The 4,551-nt window shown below is 69.8% G+C and carries 6 protein-coding genes; 2 read left to right on the forward strand and 4 right to left on the reverse strand.

The features are described 5' to 3' along the window. Nucleotides 1-113: 113 nt before the first annotated feature. Nucleotides 114-584, reverse strand: coding sequence for a DUF6069 family protein (locus ACFV9G_RS26490; protein ID WP_378731691.1), 471 nt, complete (start codon nt 582-584; stop codon nt 114-116). Between the two features lie 181 nt (nt 585-765). On the opposite strand from ACFV9G_RS26490, the gene ACFV9G_RS26495 reads away from it, so the two are divergent. Continuing rightward, complete coding sequence (locus ACFV9G_RS26495) at nt 766-1,242, forward strand: aromatic ring-opening dioxygenase LigA (RefSeq protein WP_378731693.1); 477 nt, start codon at nt 766-768, stop codon at nt 1,240-1,242. Nucleotides 1,243-1,316: 74 nt separating this feature from the next. Here ACFV9G_RS26495 and ACFV9G_RS26500 read toward each other — a convergent pair whose 3' ends face one another. Genes ACFV9G_RS26500 through ACFV9G_RS26510 form a run of 3 tightly spaced genes read right to left on the reverse strand, consistent with a single transcriptional unit; the run spans nt 1,317 to nt 3,510 of the window. Continuing rightward, the gene (locus ACFV9G_RS26500; RefSeq protein WP_378731695.1) at nt 1,317-2,105 is read right to left on the reverse strand and encodes an ABC transporter permease; all 789 of its coding nucleotides are present in this window, start codon (nt 2,103-2,105) and stop codon (nt 1,317-1,319) included. Beyond that, nucleotides 2,105-3,058, reverse strand: a complete 954-nt coding sequence (locus ACFV9G_RS26505; protein WP_378731697.1) for an ATP-binding cassette domain-containing protein — start codon at nt 3,056-3,058, stop codon at nt 2,105-2,107. Before ACFV9G_RS26505 ends, ACFV9G_RS26500 begins: the two co-directional genes overlap by 1 nt. After that, nucleotides 3,055-3,510 (reverse strand): nitroreductase/quinone reductase family protein, encoded by a 456-nt coding sequence (locus ACFV9G_RS26510; protein WP_378731699.1) that lies wholly within the window; start codon nt 3,508-3,510, stop codon nt 3,055-3,057. The genes ACFV9G_RS26505 and ACFV9G_RS26510 overlap by 4 nt, the downstream gene beginning before the upstream one ends. Before the next feature lie 99 nt (nt 3,511-3,609). Here ACFV9G_RS26510 and ACFV9G_RS26515 point away from each other — a divergent pair, with 99 nt between their 5' ends. Then, the gene (locus ACFV9G_RS26515) at nt 3,610-4,389 is read left to right on the forward strand and encodes a TetR/AcrR family transcriptional regulator (RefSeq protein WP_378731702.1); all 780 of its coding nucleotides are present in this window, start codon (nt 3,610-3,612) and stop codon (nt 4,387-4,389) included. Nucleotides 4,390-4,551: the final 162 nt, after the last annotated feature.

Below are 4,551 nucleotides of genomic sequence, written 5' to 3' on the forward strand. Positions count from 1 at the left end.
GGGCGCGTTTTTGGTGGCGCCATTGGGGGTTTTGTCCGGCCGCCACCGCCCCCAACCCCCCCAACAAATCCGCCGGCAGTTCGCTCCCGGACTACCCCCGGGCGGGGCCGGTCTCACCCCCGGCGCGGGTTCCGCTCGGCCAGCCGGGCGGCGATGACGGGGACGATCACCACGGCGGCGACGAGGTGGGAGATCACCAGCATGATGTTGGTGGCGTAGGAGTCGGTGACGGCGATCAGGCTGGGCACCAACGAGAGCGCCGTCAGGGTCCAGGCGGTGCGCTTCCAGGTCGAGCGCGGACGCTTGGCGAAACGGGCCAGGCAGACGGCGATGATGATGCCGATCAGCCCGAGCTCGGCGACGGCCCACGCGAGCCCGGTCGCGGGGATCGCGGCGGGATCGACGCCGGTGCCCGGGAGTGCGACGTTGAACGGCACGCCGACCGCGCGGGCGAAGAACTCGTAGACGCCGGTCACCAGGGCGCCGACAAGGACGGCGGTGACGCTGACGAACCAGACCGGCATCCGCGCAGCGAACTGGCCGCGGGAGGTGGTCGTGGCCTGAGTGTAGGTGCTGGTGCTCATGATGGTGCCTCTCGCTGGTGGTGGTTTGTCGCGACCCGTACGGCCGCTTCTCACTCACTCCACGAACGGCTCGACACCGATCCGACAGCTCCCACGAAAATCCGCGAAAAAACTTCGCACGACGAAGATCACACCCTCCGGGGCTTCCAATCCAAAGTAAGGCCGGTGAGCCTTTGTCGGCATGACCCGCAAACCTCGGATCGCGAAGCTGCTGAGCCCCCTGATCGGGCTGTTCGGCCTCTTGTTCATCGCCAGTGGCGCCGCCACCTACTACCTGGCCCACACCCAGCTGAAGGCGCAGGAGATCACCGTCGCCGACGACGCGTCCTTCCTCGCCGGAGACAACGTCGACGGCCCGTTCTCGGCCTACGTCCAGGCGGCCACCGTCGAGAAGCACGCCCTGGGGATCACCAAGGGCAAGACGTACGCCGAGCTCGACCAGGAGGACCCGATCCGCGAGGTCGCGGCGGAGTCGTCCTTCGTACGCGCCTCCCTGCTGACCGCGGTCACCGCCTTCGGGCTCTCGGCCCTGGTAGCGGGCTTGGGCCTCGTGCTGCTGTTCGTCGCCTTCGCGATCGGGTCGCTGACCCGGGCCCTCGCACCGGCGAAGGAGAAGGCCACCGAGGAGACCGACGGCCTCGAACCGGCCACTGCTTGACCCCCACCCACTCGTCAACGGGCCCGGGAAGGCATCGCCTTCCCGGGCCCGTTCTGCTTTCTCAGCCCAGACGCTCAGCCCAGACGCCGGAAGGCGCGGGTCGAGAGCGGGACGAAGATCGCCATCAGCACCGCGGGCCAGGCCAGTGCCAAGAGCATCGCGTGGTCGGCGAGCACGCCCTCGGTGATGCCGGTGGGGTTGCCGAACAGGTCGCGGCACGCCGCGGCGGTGGCGGAGACCGGGTTCCAGGAGGCCAGGAAACCCAGCCAGTCGGGCATGGTCTCGGCGGGAACGAACAGGTTCGATGTGAACCCCAAGGGCCACACCAGCACCTGCACCATCGTCAGCGCACCTTCCATCCGCAGGGTCAAGCCGAGGAAGATACCGAGCCACAGCATCGCCAGGCGCAGCCACAGCAGCAGCCCGACCGCGGTGAGCGCCGACCCCAGCGAGGCGTCGACGCGCCATCCGATGATCAAGCCGCCAACCATCAGTACGGCCAGCTGGAGCGCGGAGTTGGCGAGGTCGGCCACCGCCCGGCCCGCAGGCACCGCCAGGCTCGAGATCGGCAGCGACCTGAACCTCGCGGTGACGCCGCGTTTGGTGTCCTCGGTGACGACCGCCATCGTGCCGTCGATACCGAACAGCATGGTCAGCGCGAGCACGCCCGGCAGCAGGTAGTGCAGGTAGTCACCGCCGCCCGGCATCTGGATCGCGCCGCCGAACAGGTAGCCGAAGACCAGCAGCATCATGATCGCGAACAGGATGCCGAAGACGATTCCCCAGGGTTCGCGTTGCCAGTGCTTGAGGTCACGAAGCGTGATCACCCACGACTGGCGCAGGGTCGCGGCGAGAGCGGACATCAGGCGGCTCCTTCAGAGGTACGTCGGTGGTCGGGGCTGGTCACGTGCAGGAACACCTCGTCGAGGGTCGGTCGTCTCAGCAGCACGTCGTCGACGCTGATCCTGGCGGCGTCCAGGGTGCGTACGACCTCGACCAGGGTCGCGCCGCCGCCCGAGGCACCGGCCTCGACCGTGACCTCCAGGGTTTCCGGGGAGACGGTGACCGCCGGCCCCAGGGCCGACGCCATCCGGTCGAGGTGCTCGGGATCGAGTGCGGTGAGGATCACCCGGTCGCCGCCGAGCTCGTCCTTGAGCGATGCCGGGGTGCCCGAGGCGATCACGCGGCCCTCGCCCAGCACGGTCACCATCGCGGCCAGCTGGTCGGCCTCGTCCAGGTACTGCGTGGTCAGCAGCACCGTGGTCCCGTCGGCGACCACCTGGCGCACCATCTCCCAGACCTCGTGGCGGCCGCGCGGGTCCAGCCCGGTGGTCGGCTCGTCGAGGAAGAGGATCCGCGGCCGGGTGACCAGACCGGCGGCGATGTCGAGCCGGCGGCGCATCCCGCCGGAGTAGCCGGAGACCTTCCGGTCGCCGGCCTCGGTGAGGCCGAAGGCGTCGAGGAGGTCGCGGGCGCGGCGTACGGCATCGGCCTTCGAGAGGCCGTGGAGGCGGCCGAACATGACCAGGTTCTCGCGGCCGTGGAGGGCCTCGTCGAGGGCGGCGCTCTGCCCGACCAGGCCGATCGTGGAGCGGACCCGGGCGGGGTGGCGTACGGCATCGTGGCCGCCGACGCGCACCTCGCCGGCGTCGGGCCGGGTCAGGGTCGCGAAGACGTTCACCGCAGTCGACTTGCCGGCGCCGTTGGGCCCCAGCAGGGCGTGCACGGTGCCGGCGGCGACCTCGAGGTCGAGGCCGCCGAGCGCCTGGGTGTCGCGGTAGCGCTTGCGCACGCCGCGGGCGGAGAGCGGACTCATCGCGCCACCTCGATCCGGAACACGCCGCACTGCCCGACCACCGTCTCGAAGGCCTCCGGCGTCAGGTCCGTGACCACCCCGGCGTCGAGCATGATCTTCGCCCCGTCGGCCATCCGGTCGGGCCAGAGCCGGAGCACCGTCAGTGCCTCGTCTCCCTCGACCTCCACGAGGCGCACATCCTCCGTGCTCCTCCCGATCCGGAGGGTTGCGCGGCCGGAGGCAGCACGTACGTTGCGCGCCCAGTCGGCGCCCGGGAAGCCTTCGAGCAGGTAGCGCCCGCCGTTCAGGTCCAGCACGGAGAGCGGGGTGCTGCGGGGCTTGCCGCTCGTCCGGCCCGGCACGGTGAGCACCGGCAGCTCCTTCATCCCGAGCCCGGTCTTCGACAGGGTCATGAAGACCTTGTTCATCGGCTTGAGCCAGCGCGGCGGCATCGGCTTGGCGTCGTTCGGCATATACGTTCCTCCAATTTCGTACGCTGTACGAAGATCTCAACGGAGCGACTGTAGCATTTGTTCCGTACGACGTACGAAATTATTTCGGATGACGTTACGATGAGCGACGTGCCGGACCAGTCAGACCAGCCAGCCCAGCCAGACCCCTCCCTTCGCCTGCTGTGGCGCCATCGGGGCGGGGCGCGCGAGGAGCCCAGGTCGAAACGGGGTCCGAAGCAGAAGGTGAGCGTCGACGAGATCGTCGACGCCGCGATCGACCTCGCCGACGCCGAGGGTCTGGCTGCGGTGACGATGCGCGCGATCGCCCAGCGCTTCGGCCTGGGCGCGATGACGCTCTACTCCTACGTGCCCAACCGGGACGCGCTGCTGGTGCTCATGGCCGACCAGGTGACCGGCCGCGCCGAGCTGCCGGAGCTGCCCACGGACCCGCGCAAGCGCCTCGAGCTGGTCGCCAACCTCACCCACGACGAGCTCCGGGCCCATCCGTGGCTGCTCGAGGTGCAGGACGTACGCCCCTGGCTCGGGCCCAACATGAGCGACCGCTACGAGTGGCAGCTGCAGGCGGTCGACGGTCTCGGGCTCTCGGACCTGGAGATGGACCAGACCGTCGCCGTGCTGATCGGGTTCGCGGGCAACATCGCGCGCAGCGAGCTCATGAAGCGACGTGCCGAGCAGGTCACCGGGATGACCGAGTCACAGTGGTGGGAGGCCAACTACGACACCCTGGGCGAGGTCATGGCGGGCAGCCACTATCCGCTGGCCAACCGGGTCGGCACCGCCGCAGGCGAGGCCTATCAGGCGGCCACCGACCCCGCGCGCGAGCTCGACTACGGCCTGGCCCGGATCATCGACGGCGTCCTCGCGCACGTCGCCGGATAGCCGAGTCGGCTCGTTCTGACGGAAATCGTCGCCGAGTCGGCTCGTTCTAACGAGCCGACTCGGCGTGTTTAGGGGGCAGAAAGAGCCCACACGGGGGGCGGGCGGCGGGGCGGTGGGGGGTGTGGGGGACCAGGGAGGCGGGGTCCTCGCGGGCGCCGTCGG

Origin of the sequence: Nocardioides sp. NPDC059952, assembly GCF_042730435.1 — a bacterium.
Classification (GTDB): Bacteria; Actinomycetota; Actinomycetes; order Propionibacteriales; family Nocardioidaceae; genus Nocardioides.

Bases quoted from the DNA above. Each gene is read 5' to 3' on its own strand.
- ACFV9G_RS26490 (WP_378731691.1), bottom strand. From the start codon at position 584: ATGAGCACCAGCACCTACACTCAGGCCACGACCACCTCCCGCGGCCAG.
- ACFV9G_RS26495 (WP_378731693.1), top strand. From the start codon at position 766: ATGACCCGCAAACCTCGGATCGCGAAGCTGCTGAGCCCCCTGATCGGG.
- ACFV9G_RS26500 (WP_378731695.1), bottom strand. From the start codon at position 2,105: ATGTCCGCTCTCGCCGCGACCCTGCGCCAGTCGTGGGTGATCACGCTT.
- ACFV9G_RS26505 (WP_378731697.1), bottom strand. From the start codon at position 3,058: ATGAGTCCGCTCTCCGCCCGCGGCGTGCGCAAGCGCTACCGCGACACC.
- ACFV9G_RS26510 (WP_378731699.1), bottom strand. From the start codon at position 3,510: ATGCCGAACGACGCCAAGCCGATGCCGCCGCGCTGGCTCAAGCCGATG.
- ACFV9G_RS26515 (WP_378731702.1), top strand. From the start codon at position 3,610: ATGAGCGACGTGCCGGACCAGTCAGACCAGCCAGCCCAGCCAGACCCC.